The sequence below is a fragment of the Streptomyces cinnamoneus genome, assembly GCF_002939475.1.
Taxonomy (GTDB): Bacteria; Actinomycetota; Actinomycetes; order Streptomycetales; family Streptomycetaceae; genus Streptomyces; species Streptomyces cinnamoneus_A.
On the sequence record NZ_PKFQ01000001.1, the window covers coordinates 2,449,898 to 2,464,302 of the forward strand.

Here is a 14,405-nt window from a genome sequence, read left to right on the forward strand (position 1 = left end):
GGAAGGGGCTGATCAGCCCTGAGTCCGCCGGACGCGGAAGCTGCCTACAACGTGCTGCACGCCGCGCTGGGCCATGGCCGCGCAGAAGTCCCGGTAGGCGTCATCCACGCTGTAGCCGCGAGGCCCGCTGACGGTGCCGTGAGCCGCGACGGCCCTACCGTGCACGTAGAGCTCAGCGCTCCACTTGTACGTAACGGTGCGCATGACAGATCTCCTTGGATGAACCGAAGGTGGTCAGAGAACGCGCTGGTCTTCGGGATAGGCGCAGGTCACGCACTCCCCGAGCGAGGTGGGGATGCAGTAGCCGGCGTCCTGGCGGCAGGTGGGGCAGGTGCGGCGGGCGAGCATCGCCGCCGCCAGCGCCGCGGCCCGGCCCGGGGTCATAGGACGTACGGGCAGGGCGCGGTCGACGCGGTAGAGGTAGCCCACCTGCACCCCGGTCTTCCGGCGGCGGGAGTGGAACATCACCTGCGCGACAACCGGCTGCCCGCCGGGACGCAGTCCGTGAGCGCGGAGCTGTCGGCGGGTGGCCAGCCCGTCCGGGGCCAGGCGCCACGGGTACGTGGGTATCCCGTGCCGGGCCCCGGTCGGGTCGTAGCACTCGGCGAACGCGGCGGGCATCAGCGGTCTCCGCCGGACGGCACCAAGAGGTCCTGCAGGCCGGCGGGCATGGTGGCCGCGTCGTCGGTGACGAGGTGTAGGCCGTGCCGTCGGTCGGTCTCGTCGTCCTGGAACTGGGCGGTGATCTCGGCACGCTCGGCCTGGAGGATGTCGCGCAGATACCGGGCCTTCGCCGCACCGATCCGCAACGTGGTCCGCAACCGCTCCGCGTTCAGCTCGTCATCGGGCCACGCCGCGGTCTGCTTACGCGCGGTGTCGAGCAGCTCGTCGTCGGTCCGTCGACCGGCTGCCTCATACCGGGCAGCGACCGGTACCCGACCGGTTGCCCGCCGGGGCGCCGACCCAGTCGACTCCGCGACGGCCCGACTCCGCGGCTTCCCAGCGGGGCCGTCGGCCGCCTTGCGTACCGGTCGGACCGGCAGCGGTGCCAGCGGCCGGGCGGCCGAAGAGTCGGCCGACCCGTCGAGCGGCACAGGCGCGGAAACCCGCAGGCCAGCCATCGACCGATCCGCCACGGAGTCGGGCCGGTTCTCTTGCTTCTTGAGGGGTACGGGGCAGGTACGGCCGAGGACCGGGAGCCCCTCGTCGCCGACGGTCCACAGTCGGGCGGTGACCCGTTGCGGGCCGCTGTCGGCGGCCTGCTCGACGACCTCGCCCAGCCCCGCTTCCGCTGCGAGCCGGTCGGCCAGGAGTTGAGCGGTCAGCCCCGGGTTGGCGCCGTGGTGGACGCGCCACGCGGCGATGAACGCCTCCTCCGCGGTGAGCGTCCCATGAGGGGCTGCGGTGATGAGCCGGCCAGCAATCCGGCACACCTTGCGGTGGTGCCACCGGCGGCGACGCTCATGCCGGGCCCGCTCACGCTCCTCCCGGGAGGGGGTATGGGAGCCGTTCAGGTGCAGCTCCCACATCCCCACCGCGAACAGCGACGCGACGGCCAGGACGACGCCGAGCCACAGGCCGTAGTCGTGGCTGCCGTGCGAGAAGTTAATCGCAGCAGCCACCGCCGCACAGGCCCATGTGGCAGCCCGGTAGCGGCCGGTCGGGCGGTCCTGCCGGGCGGCCTCCGCGGCCCCGAACGTCGCCGCCCACGCCCCGCCTTCGAGCATCGCCGCCAGCAGCGCGGCCAGCAGCGGCCCAACACCGGCGGTCGACAACGCGGTGAACTGCGCGGCCAGAGCCGGAACGATGGCGCAAGCCATGACGACGCCCGTGCACATCAGCGCCCCGTGATCGACGAGCCATGCCCTCCGGGTGCGCCAGCGCTCGGCGCGGCCGGCCTTGTCCTGCCGCTTCTCACTCCTGGCGGCCGCCCGGTCCGCCCGGTCCTGCTCACGCTCCAGCCGACGGTCCTCGCGCCGCTCCACTGCCCGCGCAGCGGTGTCGGCCCGATCCTGCTCCCGATCGGCCAGCCGGTCTCGGCGGCGCTGCTCCTGCCAGCTGCCCAGGTCACTCATGCCGCCACCGCCTCGTGCTCGTCGCACGGGATGGCGACCCCGGTCATGTCGGCGTGGTGCGCGGCCTGGCGGCCGGTGAGGCGACCGTGCTCATCCACCGCAGCGGCCAGGTGAAGGACCTGGTCCCACAGGTGAGCGAGGGCTGAGTCGGCAGCTGTCTGAATGGTGGCGTAGTGCATGCCACCCGCCGTCCCGTTCCCGTCCCCGAAGTGCAGTTCCATACCTCGCGCCGTACGCAGGCTGTCGGCGACGAGTTCACGGTCGCTGCTTGCGCAGCGTTCGACTACCCAGGCACGTTCAGGGGTCCACAGGCCCAGCTCGCGCATCCACCGTTCCTGGGCCCGCTCCCCCGCCGCGCACATCGCGAGATAGCGCACGTAGGGAACGCTCCAGTTCCCACAAGTCCTCACCCACGCTGCGAACCCGTCGCTGGGGACTTTGCCGAGGTCATCGCGCACGCCGATTTCGGCGATCGGGATGCCGAACGCCATGTTCAGCACTGCGTGCCCCGCCTCATGGACAGCGAGGGACCGGCGCAGCATCGCGTCGGAGAAGTCCAGGAAGCTGTAGAAGGACTCGGCGACGCCGGTCCACCAGTCGCGGGGTTCGGGCTGGCGGGTGTAGAGCGGGCGGTCGGAGTTGAGGAACCACTCACTCATCGCGCATCCCCGGCGGTGCCGTGTCGCCCGTCCCCGCCGTACGGTGCGGGCTGCGTGTAGTCGGCGCGCACGAGGTCGGGGTCCAGGTCGAGGAACTGGTGTCGCTGCTCGGCCAGCTCGTCGCCGGCCTGCGCGGCCCGCAGCTCCTGCAGCACCTGCTCAAGCGGCACGTCCAGCGCGCTGATCCCGGCGGGCCTTCCGATGGTGGGCTTCATGCCGCCGCCCCCTCGGCCGTGCCGGCGGTGAGACGGCGACGCCCGCCCGCGGCGTGGTTCAGGCACGCCTCGCACGCGTTCTCGCCCTCGCGGCGGTGTCGCAAGTAGCCGCGGCGCGTACCGCACGGAGCGGGCTTGCGCTCCGGAACCGTCGAGACCTCAACCGGACGCGAAGCGGCCTCTGAGGCGCTAGCGGACTGGCGCATGCGCCGAGAGAGCTGGTAGCGCTGGTTCGGGGTCAAACCGCCACGGATGCCGAATCGGCTGCTGTGGCTGCGGCCGCCCTCCATCTTGAGGGCGTCAGCCAGGCATGCCTCGATCACCGGGCAGCGGGCGCAGATCTCCCGCGCCAGGTTGGCGGTCTTGTGGTCCCCCTTCTCGGGGAAGAACAGCTCCGGCTCGACCGCGACGCACAAGGCGCCGGCCAAGCCGGGGTCCGGCGCCAGCTCGAACGCCAGAGTCGCTCCGGAGGGACGCGCCACCAAATGAGCGGTACGCGTACCCCCGATTAATGACGTAGCCATCACCACTCCTGTTCTTGATCGGGACAGGTCTTGGTGCAGCGCGGCCGGAATTCTCTTGGCCGGAGACGACCGCGCACGGCTAGCTTGAACTACCTCAAGCTAGATCACAACCCCTTCGGGGGACCTCGCTCTAGTTCGAGCTGCTGGATACGCTTGCGAGCATGAGCATCGACCCGGATGACCCCCGCCTGCCGTCCGTGCAGATTGCCGACGCGATCCGCAAGGACATCGCTGATGAAGTGCTCAAGCCGGGCCGGAAGCTGCCCACTCACAAGCAGCTGGCGGAGCGATTCGGTGTCGCTACTCAGACCGTGCAGAACGGCCTTCGCATCCTGCGCGAGGAGGGGCTCATCGAGTCCGCCGGCGCGAGAGGAAGCTTCGTCGCAGACAAGGCCCGCCAGCCTGACCGACCGGGCGACCTTGATGCGATCCGAGCCGAAGTCGCGCAGTTGAAGGAGCGCGTTGCCGTGCTTGAGGAGCTTGTACGTCACAAGTGAGGCGCCTGCACGCCTTCCCTCATCCCGCATCAGAAGTGCCTGACTCATCGTCGATTCCTCCCGCCGACAACTCTCAGATGAGTCACCATGACCACACGAGGGCCTGACCCGGACCACTGCCGGACCAACGGCGGACCCCTGCCGGACCAGGCGCGGACACACCCCCACTACTCGTTGCACCCTGAAGGCATGTAGGACACGGGGACACAGGGAGGGCACCGTGGCTGACACCGCGAGCAGGAACGGCCGAGAACCCCGGACAGTGCTTGAACACCTGCTCTGGCAGCAGGACCGCACCTACGAGGAGATCGCCGCGGAGTTCGGCCGCATCGCCGACGGTCTCAACGAAGACGCCACCCTCAGCACCCGCCACTTGCGGCGTCTCGCCAGTGGCGAGCGGGGCAACACCACCCCTGTAACCCGCCGCGTCCTGCAGGCAATGTTCGGCAAGCCGCTGAACGAGTTACTCCGACCGTGGGAGGCAGCAACCTCTGCGGTGGAGCGCACGCCTTCGGGACTGGTGGTCGCAGCTGGCCAGCCCGACCTAGACAAGGAGCTGATCACGTTGGCAGCGCGACGGGCAAAAGCATTCGCTCTCACGGCGAACCAGGGGAACCTCACCGGCGAAGTGATGGAGCAGATCCACGAGGACGTTCGCCAGCTGGCGACCGATTACCCCCAGCGTCCTCTCTCAGAGCTCCTCGGCGACCTGGTCCAGACCCAGGAGACGCTGTACACCCTCCTAGACAGCCGGCAGCGTCCCGAGCAGGCTCGGCAGCTGTACTTCTTGACAGGCGTGACCAGCGGACTACTCGCGAAGGCATCCCACGATCTCGCTGACCCTCACGCGGCAATGACCCAGGCTCGGGCCGCCTACCTCTGCGCCGAGAACGCCGATCACAACGGGCTCCGCGCGTGGATCCGCGGGCTCCAGGCCCTCATCGCCTACTGGGCCGGACGGCTCCACGAGTCCGTGAAGTACGCGCAGTCCGGAGCGGAATTCGCTGCCCTAAGCCACAGCACAACCTCTGTTTGGCTCCCGATCAGCGAGGCCCGCGCCTGGGCAGCGCTCGGCAACGTCAACCAGACCCACGCAGCGATCCGTCGAGCCGAAGACGCCTGGAACGAGGTTCGCTCGGACGAGGTCGACGAGCTCGGCGGGCTGTGCTCGTTCGGCCGCACGCGCCAGATCTACTACGCGGCGGATGCACTCGCTTGGCTCCCCTCGGAGGCCGGCACCGCTCAGGACTACGCCGCCCAGGCGGTTGACGTCTACGCCGACACGAGCGGCCCGGAATGGGCCTTCGGGGACGCGGCCGGCAGCCGAGCCGACCTTGCCATCGCGCGTATCCACCTAGGGCAGTTGGAGGGTGCCGACGAGGCGGTAAGCCCGATTCTGGAGCTGGCACCGGAGAACCGAATCAACGGCATCATCAACAGCGCCATGCGGGTACACAAGGCCCTCAGCCGCTCACCGCTCGCCCCCTCCGGAAGCGAGCTCCAAGAGCGGATCGAGATGTTCACCCGTACCCCCCTCAGGTCGCTGCCCCGCTGAAGGAGAACCTACGTGCCGTACCCCATCCGACTCGCAGGTGATGCCGTCGTCCTCCGCGACTTCACGATGGACGACGTCGACGATGCCCTGAAAATCGTGGGCGATGACCGGGTGACCACCTGGCTCTCCTTCGACAGCAGAGACCGCCAGGGCACTCAGGAAATGCTCGAAGGCGCCATAAGCCGAGCCCAGCGAGAACCCCGCGATGAGTACTACCTGGCGATCGTCGCCCCGCCGAGCGACCACGTCATCGGCTTCTGCCGCATCGGCCTCAGCGGCGTCCGCGCCGGCAAGCTCGGCTACGCGGTCGCGGCGTCCGAGTGGGGCAAGGGCTACGCCACCGACGCAGCCCGCACGATGATTGACTTCGGCTTCCGCACGCTCGGCCTCCACCGCATCAGCGCCGCCATCGGCCCCGACAACCTCGCATCGATCAACCTGATCGAACGTCTGGGCTTCACGCGCGAGGGAGTCCTCCGCGACCACGTGCACACGAACGGGGTATGGAGAGACAGCATTCTCTTCTCCACCCTCGCAAAGGAATGGCCCGAGAGCCAATCAGAAGGCCCCAAGACCCTTCTTTCGTAGTCACAAAGGACTTTGGGGGGCGCTCTTACTGTCTAGCGCCCCCCAAAGTTGTGATGCCAGACATCGATCGACTCGGTGCTGACACTCTCGACCACAACGAGAGGATGCGAGGCGCCTGATGGCGCCTCACTCGACTGGAGCTCCCGAGCCCCATTTTGTCATTCGATCAGGCCAAGCAGGCGAAAACCCTAAGACGACCTCGAAACGCTCTCCTCGATACCCCTGACGAGGGCCTCGCATTTTTCACGATTAACTGGGTCCTCGTGCCAGATATTAAACATAACCCGCAGACAGTAACGCCAGTCCTGCCCCGTTCGGCGCGAAAGAACAGGAAGCCAGCGGTGATGCTCAAGGCCGAATGCTTCTGCTAGGTACACAGTCATGGAAGCTAGCGAGCAGTCCAATCTGCTCGCCATCTCATCCGGCCTGGCGGCGGCATATCTAAATAAGACTTTCTCTGGCGGCTCCTCCCCCGGCAGGCAGAAGATCGAGGATTCATTACAAGCCTTGCTTGCTTGATCCCCGTCCAACACAGCCACGACCTTCAGTCGACTTGAGGTCGAAAGCGTTCTAACCGTCACCAAGACGTCAGACCACGATCCAGCAGCCACTATCTCGCATTCACTGATGGCCGCAAATTTGTGGGCCGCGAGAATTACTGTAGTTGCGTACTTCGCAACCACATCTTCCACCACAATTACGCACCTCAGTGGATTCTCAACACCAAGAGTGTCGCGCAAGTCGGACGCACGCGTAGGAGTGGTAACTACGGGGCTCACCGTAGGGCGTACACACATTCTCACCCAATCCAGAGGAACTCGACTTAAGAATTCCGCAGAGTGAGTGGCCAGGACTACCTGGCATTTCGCTTTCCTTGCCAACCTCGCCAACTCATCCAGCAGAGCCGCATGCCCACGCGGTGCAATATTCGCCTCAGGTTCATCAAGGAGGATGATCCCCCCGCGTGAGTCTTGAACGGCCCACCTAATGAAGTGGGTACACAGTTCGCCGTAGCTCATAGAGTGCGAGTCGATCCAAACGTTTCCCCTTCGAGCCTTGACGTACGGCCAGATAGGAGCGAGGGAATCTGTCTCCACTGGCAGATATATAACCTCATCGTAAGGAACGCCCAAGATATCCCTGAGGGCATCCAAGTCGTTCCGCGTCTGGACCTCCGGCCCTCCTAAAGAATCAACCGACTTCAGGCACTCCAAATCGAAATCCTGAAAGAACATCTGCACTTCGCTTGACAGTGTGTATGGCGTCAGGAGGCGCGTATAGACATCACAGGGCCCATCCGGCTCGGATGGATGCTCTTCAATAGGCTTTCCCAGGTCAACCACACAGTTGACCACCTCATCTTTTTTGCGCAACAAAATGCGACATTCGCCATGGAGGGACGGGCGATACTTTCGGCAGGTGTAGCCCGCTCTCCCTTTTCCAACAAACGGCGGCTCGTCGGGATGAGTGGAACCTCGATTTAGGCATTCAGCAATGTAGCCAAGCAGGGAACTCTTGCCCGACCCATGTGTTCCACAAACAACCGTGAAGGATCGAAAATCTACTACCTGCCCCGGGAAAGCAGCATCATCGGAAAACTCGATACGGTCCAATTGGGCATCGGGCCGAAAACCTTGCATCGATTTCCATAGCCGAGCCTTGGCATGAGAAACACCAGTCAACCTGCTCTTCCTCATTCCCCTAAGCGCGACAACGAAGCACAGTCACGCACAGGCTAGCGAGACCAGCTCTGAGCCGCAGCATGTTTCGGAACACGGACTGCAGGCCATCCGGGCGTCTTTCACCGACAGCCGTCGCCAAGCGCAGCATTGAGGTACGGGCTAGAGGGAGACCAAGGCACGCCACGCCATCAACCCAAGCAACAAGAAATGGAATACTTGGCTCCGGTGGATACACGGTGACGTTGGCCGTGCTGTGCGATCCTACTGCCGCTCCGCAGCAGGTCGTACCCTTGATCACCCGGGAGAGAACCACTCCCTTCTAAGCGCTTGGCCGCAGGTTCGAGTCCTGCCGGGGGCGCTCTCCCCATATCGCACGCCCCTCCCCTCGGGAGGGGCGCTTTTGCTGGTCAGGCAGCCTTTTCAGGCCGCAGCAGCCTCAGGCAGGCGGGAGTCCGAGGCAAGCCGAGCCGGGTCTCACACCAGCGCGCCCCTCGCGCGCCCCGGCCAGAGCCCGGCCCGAGCCCAGCCCGAGCCCGCCGAGGACCGGCCGGGAGTCCCGCCTACGCTCCCCGCTCCACCAGCCGCCCCGAAGGCGTCCCCACCGGTTCGCCGTGGGTCGCGATCCGGCGGCCGCGCAGCCAGGTCGAGCGGACGACGCCGTGCAGGGTGCGGCCGGCGTAGGCGGTGACCGGGTTGCGGTGGTGGAGGGCGGCGGGGTCGACCGTGAACGTCTCGTCCGGGGCGAGGACCGCGAAATCGGCGTCCCGGCCGGCCTCGATGGCGCCCTTGTGGCGCAGGCCGGCCAGGGCAGCCGGGGCGGTGGCCATCCAGCGGGCCACGTCGTCGAGCGTGTGCCCGCGGCACCTCGCCTCGGTCCACACGGCCGGCAGGCCCAGCTGGAGCGACGCGATGCCGCCCCAGGCCCTGCCGAAGTCGGGCACCTTCAAGTCGGTGGTGCACGGCGAGTGGTCGGAGACCACGCAGTCGATGGTGCCCTCCGCCAGCGCGGCCCACAGGGCGTCCTGGTTGGCCGCCTCGCGGATGGGCGGGCAGCACTTGAACTCCGTCGCCCCGTCGGGGACTTCCTCCGCGGTGAGCGTGAGGAAGTGCGGACAGGTCTCCACCGTCACCGGCACCCCTCGCGCCTTGGCCGCCGCGATCACGGGCAGCGCCCCGGCGGAGGACAGGTGCAGGATGTGCATCCGCGTCCCCAGCCGCGCCGCCGTCTCCACCACCGCGGCCACCGCGTCGTTCTCCGCCGCGGGCGGGCGCGAGGCGAGGAACCCGGCGTAGGCCGGCCCGTCGCACGGCGGGGCGGCGGCCAGGTGCCCGGGGTCCTCGGCGTGCACGATCAGCAGGCCCCCGAAGGCGGCGATCTCCGCGGCCGCCGCCCCCAGTTCCCCCCGGTCCAGCGGAGGGAACTCCTCCACGCCCGACGGCGAGAGGAAGCACTTGAAGCCCAGCACCCCCGCCTCGTGTAGGGGCCGCAGGTCGGCCACGTTCGTGGGCAGCGCGCCGCCCCAGAAGCCCACGTCGACGCGGGCCGCGGGCCGTGCCACCTCCTGCTTGGCCCGCAGATGGGGCACCGTGGTCGTCGGCGGCAGGCTGTTGAGCGGCATGTCGACCAGCGTCGTGATGCCACCGGCCGCCGCCGCCCTCGTGGCGGTCCCGAAGCCCTCCCACTCCGAGCGCCCGGGATCGTTCACATGCACGTGGGTGTCGACGAGGCCGGGCAACAGCACGTCTTCGCCCAGGTCCTCGACCACCGCGCCCGACGGCACCCGCGCGTCGTACGGCAGCACCGCCGCGATCCGGCCGTCGGACACGGCCACGGCGGCCGGCCGCGTTCCCCCGGGCGTCACGACCCGGGTCGAGCGCAGCACCAGTTCGGCCCCGGCCACGGCACCCTCCGATTCCCGGCAGCGCGAGCCGAGGGCTGACGATCGCCGACTACGAGTACAGATGATCGATGGACATGGACTCGCAGTCTTCTCCGCGCTCGCCGGCCCGTCAAGTCACCGGCGTGCGGGCGCTGTTCCGCGGGGCGTCGTGACGCTGCCCAGCCACAGCGTGTCCCGGGCCCTCGTCATGGCGACGAAGAGCTGGGTGCGGAAGAGTTCCTCGCGCTCCTCCGCTATCTCCTGGTCCGCGCACGGCGGCAGCGGGGGGCTGGTGTGGTCGGGAAGGTAGACGTGCTTGAACTCCAGGCCCTTGGCGCGGCGGTAGCTGCCGAGCTTCACGGCCTCGACCGGATGGCCGTCGTAGCGTTCCAGTGAGCACAGGGGGATCCCGGCCTGGGCGAACAGACGGCGGTAGTGGCCTATCTCGCGCTTCGAGCGGCACAGCACCGCGGAGTCGGGCCAGCTGCGGGGGCCGCGTGCGCGCAGGGCGGCCAGGAGGGCCGCGTCGTGTTCGGCCGGGGTGCGGGAGACCGAGCGGGTGACCTGGCCGTCGTGGTACGTGAGCTCCACCTCGCGCAGGCCCGCCGTGCGCGTGCCGTCGATGTCGTCGAAGGCGTCCTCGGCGACGACGGTCAGGGCCGCGTCCAGGATCTCCTTGGCGTTGCGGTAGTTCGTCCGCAGCACCTGTCCGCGGTCGCCGCGCACGTCGATCCCGGCGTCGGAGAGCCGGAAGCCGCCCGGGTAGACGGCCTGTTGCCCGTCGCCGACCAGGAGCAGGCCGTTGGGGGCGTCGCCCACGAGGGCGTGCAGCAGCCGCACGCCCACGAGGGTGAGGTCCTGCACCTCGTCGGCGATGACCGCGGCGTACGGGTTGCGGCCCGGGCGGGCGCGGGCCTCGGCCAGGGCGAGGCTGAGGATGTCGTTGAAGTCGTGCACTCCGCGCTCGGTGCGGACGCGCTCGTACTCCTCGTACAGCGCCCAGACCGCCTCGCGGTGGGGACGGCGCAGGTTCGTGCGGCGGCGGTGGCGGCGGAGCGTGGCGTACTCCTCGAAGCGGGTGATGCCCCTGCCCTTTATGACGCAGTCGATCTCCTCGTGCCAGTAGCGGGGGCTGGGGTCGAGCGAGGACAGCGGGCTCTGCCGGCCGCGGCGCACCCAGGCGCGGCTGAAGGCGTCCTCCGCCCGGTCACCGTGCAGGTGATGGGGGATGTGGCGCTCGTCGAGGAACCGCTGGGCCCAGGAGTGCAGGCTGCGGAACTCCACCCGGTCCGCCACCGCCGGGGACATGGTCCGCAGGAACGTGTTCTGGACCCGGGGCAGGTTGCTGGCGAAGGTCACGTAGAGGATCCGGCCCGTGGTCCGCTGCGCGAGGTGCGCGGCGCGGTGCAGGGCGACGACGGTCTTGCCCGTGCCCGCGGGGCCGCTGACCCGCGCCGGGCCGGACCAGTTGCGCCGGACGAGGGCGACCTGGTCGGGGTGGAGGAAGGTCATCCACTGCTCGACCGGGCCCCGGCGGGCGGCCTCCACGGCTGCCTCCCCCAGCCCGCCGACGTCGAAGAGCGCGTCGTCCCCGGCGGGGGCGGCCGGGTCCGCGGGAGCGGCTTCCGGGCCGTCGCCGGCGCCGGGCCGCACGGACGAGCCCTCGTACGCCGGGAACACCGCCTCCAGGTGGTCGGCGATGGCCCGCACGCCGGCCGCCGGGATCCGGGTGCGCTCGGCCATCAGGGCAGGGGCCACCTCCCGCTCCCCCAGCAGCCGCACCCGCCCCAGCCGGTCGTCGACGGAGCGGCCCGCGAAGACCATCAGCGGCTGCACCGCCACCGGCGACATGCCGAGCGACGCGACGGCCCCCTCGGCCACCCTCGTCACAGCCAGCAACTTGCCGATCTCACCGTCGCGCCGCTGCGGGCCGGCGGTGAGGTGACCGTCGGCGGCCTCGGGCGCCGCCTGCCAGTTCTTGACGTCGATCACGAACACGCCCCCCGGTCCGACGAGCAGCATGTCGACGTTCGCCGAGCGCGTCCCCGGCCAGCGTCGGTCCACCAGCAGCCGCCAGCCGCGCCGGGTGAACAGCAGCAGCTGGGCGGCCACCCTGCGCTCGCCCTCGCTCGCCGCCTCCCACCGCCGGGCCTCGCGCTGCGCCGCCCGCAGCTGCTCACGCAGCTCGCGCTCGCACCGCCGTGCCTCCTGGGCCCTCGCCGATGCCGAACCTCCAGCCACCATCTCCGCCCCCTCGCCCCCTGCCGACGCACCCCCTTGTACGCAGCGTAATGATCGTACTGCGCATCGGAGTCGTCGCCCAGTCATCCGGCCGGGGTGCGGAAACACGCATGGCGCCCGCCGGCGATCTCGCCGGGGGCGCCATGCGCTCCTCGCGGCTCCGGGCCGGGGAGCGTCCCGGAGCCGCTGGATCGACCGCGTGCGGCGGACCTCAGTCGTTGACGCAGATGTTGCCCGACGCCGCGTTGAGCAGACCGACGATGTCGATGGAGTTGCCGCAGAGGTTGATCGGGATGTGGATCGGAACCTGGATGACATTGCCCGAGATGACACCCGGAGAACCGACAGCCGCACCCTTGGCTCCGGAGTCGGCGACCGCGCCGCCGGTGACACCGGCGAGAGTGGCGCCCACGGCGGCGGTGACGACTGCGGCCTTGGCGATTCGTGACATGGGGAGACACCTTTGCTTGGTCGTACGGGACGAGCACCCGGCCGGTTACGGCCGGGAGCCCGGATCAACGTCCGGAGGTCGCAAAGGTTTCGTCCGTGAAGCGTCCGGGTGACCCGAACCGCTCGGATTGGTCCGGTTGGCCGCTTCTCAGATGATTCCCCTTAATGATCCACCGTACTGACGCCCCATCCCGGAGCCCCACGCGCCCGGCGGCTCGTACGCGACCGGCGGCCGCCACCGCGCGGGCCGCCTCCTCCCGTCCCCGGCGCCGTCGCCGCCGGCCCGCCCGCGCAGGGCGGCGAGCAGCGCGACCGTGGCGGCGGCGAGCTGCGCGGCGTCCGGGTCCCCGCGCACGACGCGGAGAACGGACTCGGCCGGCTCCCGGCCCCGGTGGGCCACCGCGCTCATACCGGCTGGTTCCCGTGCTTGCGGGCGGGCATGTCGGCGCGCTTGGCGCGGAGCATCGCCAAGGAGCGGATGAGCACGGCCCGGGTCTCCGCCGGGTCGATGACGTCGTCCACCAGCCCGCGTTCGGCGGCGTAGTAGGGGTGCATTAGCTCCTCGCGGTACTGCTTGATGCGGTCGGCGCGGACGGCCTCCGGGTCGGCGGCCTGCGCGATCTCGCGCCGGAAGACCACGTTGGCCGCCCCCTCCGCGCCCATGACCGCGATCTCGTTGGTGGGCCAGGCGTAGGTGAGGTCGGCGCCGATGGACTGGGAGTCCATGACGATGTAGGCGCCGCCGTACGCCTTGCGCAGGACGAGGGAGATGCGCGGCACCGTGGCGTTGCAGTAGGCGTACAGCAGCTTGGCGCCGTGGCGGATGATGCCGCCGTGCTCCTGGTCCTTGCCCGGGAGAAAGCCCGGGACGTCGACGAGCGTGACGAGCGGGATGCTGAAGGCGTCGCACATCTGGACGAAGCGGGCGGCCTTTTCGCTGGCGTGGATGTCGAGCACGCCGGCGAGGGAGGCGGGCTGGTTGGCGACGAGGCCCACCACGTGGCCGCCGAGCCGGGCCAGCGCGCAGACGATGTTGGTCGCCCAGGAGGCGTGCACCTCGACGCAGTCGCCGTCGTCGACGATCTCCTCGATCACCAGCCGCATGTCGTACGAGCGGCCCGGGTCGGCCGGCACCAGGTCGAACAGCGCCTCGCAGCGCCGGTCGGCCGGGTCCTCGGACGGAACGGACGGCGGCAGTTCGCGGTTGTTCTGCGGCAGCAGGGACAGCAGGTAGCGCACCTCCGACAGGCACTCCCCCTCGTCCTCGTGGGCGAAGTGGGCGGCGCCCGAGACGGCGGCGTGGACGTCGGCCCCGCCCAGCCGGTCGTGGGTGATCCGCTCACCGGTGACGGCGTGCACCACGTCGGGGCCGGTGATGTACATCTGCGCGGTGCCGCGCACCATGAAGACGAAGTCGGTGAGCGCGGGCGAGTAGGTGGCGCCGCCCGCGCACGGCCCGAGCATCACGCTGATCTGCGGGATCACCCCCGACGCGGCCACGTTGCGGCGGAAGATGCCGCCGTAACCGGCCAGGGCCGTGACGCCCTCCTGGATGCGGGCCCCGGCGCCGTCGCTGAGGCTGACGAGGGGGGCGCCGGCCTCCCGCGCCAGGTCCATCAGCTTGTGGATCTTCTGGGCGTGGGCCTCGCCGAGCGAGCCGCCGAAGATGCGGAAGTCGTGTGCGTAGGCGAAGACGGTACGGCCGTGCACCGTGCCCCAGCCGGTGACGACGCCGTCGGTGTACGGGCGCCGGTCCTCCAGGCCGAAGCCGGTGGCCCGGTGCCGGCGCAGCGGTTCGGTCTCCTGGAAGGAGCCCTCGTCGAAGAGCAGCGCGAGCCGCTCGTGCACGGTCAGCTTGCCCTTGGCCCACTGGGCCTCGGTGGCGTGCGGCCCGGGGCCGTCCTTGGCGGTCTGCTTGGCGAGCGCGAGCAGTGCGGCGCGGGCCCGCGAGTCGGCGGGCGGCGGTCCGGTCAGGGGGGCGAGTGCGGGGTCCTCGGTCGTGGTCATGTGTCACCCATCCACGTCGGTCCGGGGTGTGC

At 69.4% G+C, this 14,405-nt stretch carries 15 protein-coding genes; 3 read left to right on the forward strand and 12 right to left on the reverse strand.

Going from position 1 to position 14,405, the window contains the following annotated elements:
- Positions 1-12: 12 nt before the first annotated feature.
- From CYQ11_RS10385 to CYQ11_RS10410, 6 genes are read right to left on the reverse strand one after another with little or no spacing between them, the layout of a single operon-like run.
- Complete coding sequence (locus CYQ11_RS10385) at positions 13-204, reverse strand: hypothetical protein (protein ID WP_099200471.1); 192 nt, start codon at positions 202-204, stop codon at positions 13-15.
- 30 nt (positions 205-234) lie between these two features.
- On the reverse strand, positions 235-621 hold the full coding sequence (locus tag CYQ11_RS10390; RefSeq protein WP_099200470.1) for an RRQRL motif-containing zinc-binding protein: 387 nt from the start codon (positions 619-621) through the stop codon (positions 235-237).
- Positions 621-2,075: a DUF2637 domain-containing protein gene (locus CYQ11_RS10395; protein ID WP_099200469.1), complete on the reverse strand. Its 1,455-nt coding sequence runs from the start codon at positions 2,073-2,075 to the stop codon at positions 621-623. The genes CYQ11_RS10390 and CYQ11_RS10395 overlap by 1 nt, the downstream gene beginning before the upstream one ends.
- Positions 2,072-2,734 (reverse strand): hypothetical protein, encoded by a 663-nt coding sequence (locus CYQ11_RS10400; RefSeq protein WP_099200468.1) that lies wholly within the window; start codon positions 2,732-2,734, stop codon positions 2,072-2,074. Before CYQ11_RS10400 ends, CYQ11_RS10395 begins: the two co-directional genes overlap by 4 nt.
- Positions 2,731-2,949, reverse strand: a complete 219-nt coding sequence (locus CYQ11_RS10405; protein WP_099200467.1) for a hypothetical protein — start codon at positions 2,947-2,949, stop codon at positions 2,731-2,733. The genes CYQ11_RS10400 and CYQ11_RS10405 overlap by 4 nt, the downstream gene beginning before the upstream one ends.
- Complete coding sequence (locus tag CYQ11_RS10410) at positions 2,946-3,473, reverse strand: WhiB family transcriptional regulator (protein ID WP_099200466.1); 528 nt, start codon at positions 3,471-3,473, stop codon at positions 2,946-2,948. The genes CYQ11_RS10405 and CYQ11_RS10410 overlap by 4 nt, the downstream gene beginning before the upstream one ends.
- A 161-nt stretch (positions 3,474-3,634) precedes the next feature.
- Here CYQ11_RS10410 and CYQ11_RS10415 point away from each other — a divergent pair, with 161 nt between their 5' ends.
- The 3 genes from CYQ11_RS10415 (at position 3,635) to CYQ11_RS10425 (ending at position 6,113) form a co-directional block, all read left to right on the forward strand.
- Positions 3,635-3,970 carry a GntR family transcriptional regulator gene (locus tag CYQ11_RS10415; RefSeq protein ID WP_240003502.1) on the forward strand — a complete coding sequence of 112 codons (336 nt, stop codon included), beginning with the start codon at positions 3,635-3,637 and terminating at the stop codon, positions 3,968-3,970.
- Positions 3,971-4,190: 220 nt separating this feature from the next.
- Positions 4,191-5,525 (forward strand): NsdA family TPR-like regulatory protein, encoded by a 1,335-nt coding sequence (locus tag CYQ11_RS10420; protein ID WP_205041811.1) that lies wholly within the window; start codon positions 4,191-4,193, stop codon positions 5,523-5,525.
- A 12-nt stretch (positions 5,526-5,537) separates the two neighbouring features.
- Positions 5,538-6,113 carry a GNAT family N-acetyltransferase gene (locus CYQ11_RS10425; RefSeq protein ID WP_205041768.1) on the forward strand — a complete coding sequence of 192 codons (576 nt, stop codon included), beginning with the start codon at positions 5,538-5,540 and terminating at the stop codon, positions 6,111-6,113.
- Between the two features lie 188 nt (positions 6,114-6,301).
- On the opposite strand, the gene CYQ11_RS29045 is transcribed toward CYQ11_RS10425, so the two are convergent.
- The 6 genes from CYQ11_RS29045 to CYQ11_RS10450 form a co-directional block, all read right to left on the reverse strand.
- Positions 6,302-7,456, reverse strand: coding sequence for an AAA family ATPase (locus CYQ11_RS29045; protein WP_181143629.1), 1,155 nt, complete (start codon positions 7,454-7,456; stop codon positions 6,302-6,304).
- 899 nt (positions 7,457-8,355) lie between these two features.
- Positions 8,356-9,696 (reverse strand): allantoinase AllB, encoded by a 1,341-nt coding sequence (allB, locus tag CYQ11_RS10430; protein WP_099200465.1) that lies wholly within the window; start codon positions 9,694-9,696, stop codon positions 8,356-8,358.
- Positions 9,697-9,810: 114 nt separating this feature from the next.
- Positions 9,811-11,919 (reverse strand): nuclease-related domain-containing DEAD/DEAH box helicase, encoded by a 2,109-nt coding sequence (locus tag CYQ11_RS10435; protein WP_099200464.1) that lies wholly within the window; start codon positions 11,917-11,919, stop codon positions 9,811-9,813.
- A 208-nt stretch (positions 11,920-12,127) separates the two neighbouring features.
- Positions 12,128-12,367: a chaplin gene (locus tag CYQ11_RS10440; RefSeq protein WP_099200463.1), complete on the reverse strand. Its 240-nt coding sequence runs from the start codon at positions 12,365-12,367 to the stop codon at positions 12,128-12,130.
- A 147-nt stretch (positions 12,368-12,514) separates the two neighbouring features.
- Positions 12,515-12,775: an acyl-CoA carboxylase epsilon subunit gene (locus CYQ11_RS10445; protein ID WP_099200462.1), complete on the reverse strand. Its 261-nt coding sequence runs from the start codon at positions 12,773-12,775 to the stop codon at positions 12,515-12,517.
- Positions 12,772-14,373: an acyl-CoA carboxylase subunit beta gene (locus tag CYQ11_RS10450; RefSeq protein ID WP_099200461.1), complete on the reverse strand. Its 1,602-nt coding sequence runs from the start codon at positions 14,371-14,373 to the stop codon at positions 12,772-12,774. The genes CYQ11_RS10445 and CYQ11_RS10450 overlap by 4 nt, the downstream gene beginning before the upstream one ends.
- Positions 14,374-14,405 lie beyond the last annotated feature (32 nt).